Annotated in this window: 2 protein-coding genes; one reads left to right on the forward strand and one right to left on the reverse strand. The window is 55.4% G+C overall.

Going from position 1 to position 2,538, the window contains the following annotated elements; translation table 11 throughout:
• The coding region (locus AN233_RS17580) for a hypothetical protein (RefSeq protein ID WP_218055036.1) at window positions 1-305 on the reverse strand (305 nt) is incomplete at its 3' end.
• Between the two features lie 589 nt (window positions 306-894).
• Here AN233_RS17580 and AN233_RS01890 point away from each other — a divergent pair.
• A complete protein-coding gene (locus AN233_RS01890) occupies window positions 895-2,169 on the forward strand; it encodes an IS4 family transposase (protein WP_058365178.1) in 1,275 nt (424 codons plus the stop codon).
• The last annotated feature ends 369 nt before the right edge of the window (window positions 2,170-2,538 follow it).

The raw sequence follows: 2,538 nt of genomic DNA on the forward strand, positions 1-2,538 counted from the left end.
AGAGAGTACTGACCAAAACCAGCCTCCCGAACTTTTTCCAACCCATATCTTTCGAATACTTCATATGCTGCTCGGAGCGCACTCTTTCCAACTTTCCCGTCAATGATAAATGTTCCAGTCGTCGCTATAAAATCACCGTCATCAGTATCCAGGAAATTCTGGTTATCGACGACTCGCTTCTTATATGTTGATAAAAATATAGGCTTATTTTCCACAGACTCACAAAGATCTAGTTTTGCATTGGCACACAGTTGTTGTGCATCCCTGTGAGAGTCTAAATCATTTGCTAGATGAAATCTCGCCATGAACCCATGATCGAGTCATGAACATATGTATTTGTTGATTTTAAATAATAACTAAACTCCTCATATTGACGCTTGGCGTAGGCAGTTTTAAAGAGAATGACTAGTCTGCTCTGTTGAACCCGCAGAAGGCGGCGGCATAGCGTCGCTCTGAAAGTAGTATCGAAGCGGAAGAGTCGAATGTGACTTACCTACTCTTCCGCTTCGTTATGCAATCCGCGTCGCTGGCTCAAAAGCGCTGTGCCACCAGTCCAACAGCGGTGAGTGATCCGACTGGCCACAGATTTCCCGGCTGGAAGCATGTCACACTCCACTTTTTGCGGGTTCACATGGATGCGACGTATCGCGATATCGTCGATTGGGCGAGTAAAATGGATCGCGTTCGTGGTCTATTACGGCTAGCGCGGACGGCATTTCCCGCACGCTCAACGCTGTACCGGTCGTTTGAGAGGGTGTCCATGTCGATATGGCGTGGGTCATCCGTCTTTAGCTAAGCGAAGGACCACGTGACAGCGGCGGCTTATCGAGGCTACTTTTCGAGAGGAACGAGGAGGCGGCGAGTGTGCACAACGACACCTCCTCATCTCGAATTATGCGGCGGCTCACTACACTGTTTCCCTCTGAGTATCTCCAAGAGCACGCCGAGGAACTCGGCGTGGTCGAGCGAGAGGGCAAGCTGCAGATTCCCGTTCTCGTGTGGGCGCTCGTGTTCGGCTTCGCCGCAGGCGAGAGCCGAACACTCGCTGGCTTCCGACGCAGCTACAACGCGACAGCCGACGAGCCGATCTCACCCGATGGCTTCTATCACCGGTTGACGCCGTTGCTCGCGGAGTACCTCCGCGACCTCGTCGAGCGCGGCCTCGACGAGGTCGCTGTTCCCGACGCTGTTGACGTTGATATCGACCGATTCAGAGACGTGATGATCGCTGATGGAACCGTGTTGCGGTTACACGAGTTCCTCTCAGATGAGTTCAAAGCTCGTCACGAGGAGCAGGCTGGAGCGAAGCTCCACCTGCTCCTCAACGCCACCGAGCAGACGATCGAACGCCTCGACGTGACCGACGAGAAAACACACGACAGCACCCTGTTCAAGACAGGATCGTGGCTGCACGGGCGCTTGGTGCTGTTCGATCTGGCGTACTTCAAGTACCGCCGATTCGCGTTGATCGACGAGAACGACGGCTACTTCGTCAGCCGGTTGAAGCAGAACGCGAATCCGGTGATAACCGAGGAGCTACGGGAATGGCGCGGGCGCGCCATTCCCTTGGCGGGCGAGCAGATCCAGGATGTGGTCGGTGACCTCTCGCGGAAGTACATCGACGTGGCTGTCGAAGCGGAGTTCAAGCGCGGGCCGTACAACGGGACGCAGTCACTCGATACGAAGCGGTTCCGCGTCGTCGGCGTCCGCAACGAGGACGCCGACGACTACCATCTGTACATCACGAACCTGCCGCGAGAGGAGTTCCTGCCGACGGATTTAGCGACGCTGTATCGGTGTCGGTGGGAGGTCGAGACGTTGTTCCGTGAGTTGAAGACGCAGTACGAACTGGATGAGTTCGACACGAGCGATCCGGCTGTCGTGGAGATCCTGCTGTACGCAGCGTTGTTGTCGCTGTTGGTGAGTCGTGAGTTGTTGGATCTGGTCACCGAGCAGGCTGCCGATGAGCTCGTGTTTCCGCCGGAACGCTGGGCGGCGACCTTCCGGTCGCACGCCCAGCTCATCCTCCAGGAACTCGGTGAGTACCTCGGCTACTCGCCACCTCCGCTGTTGGAGCGACTGATCGACGATGCACAGAAGATCCATAAGCAACGACCGATCTTACAGGAGACGCTCGCTACCGCTACGCAACCGAGGTGTGAGGCTTAGCTAAAGACGAATGTGGCGTGGGTTCCTTCGTGAGTCCGCGAACATCTGCGACCCGGGCTCGCACGGAGCCATCGAAGCCACGTACTTCGGCCGAGAAACAGCATCGAGACACTACCAAGACCACTCGGATCGCCACATACGCACGCTCAAAACGACGGCGCTCGTCGATACAAACTCGTGTGCCATCCTCGATATTCACTGCTCGGCACACTGGCCTCACGACACCCAAACTGGCCATCGAGTCGCTCTTCGCAACACCGAGAAAATATAAACGCTCATGTGTAGCAGATTGTTGATTTCAGAGAGTCGCTTTAACAGCGTGTTTGAGTGCTTCTCGACCGGGTTTTCTGAAGAGTTCGCTGCGTAGCT

The sequence above is a fragment of the Haloparvum sedimenti genome (genome assembly GCF_001462205.1).
Classification (GTDB): Archaea; Halobacteriota; Halobacteria; order Halobacteriales; family Haloferacaceae; genus Haloparvum; species Haloparvum sedimenti.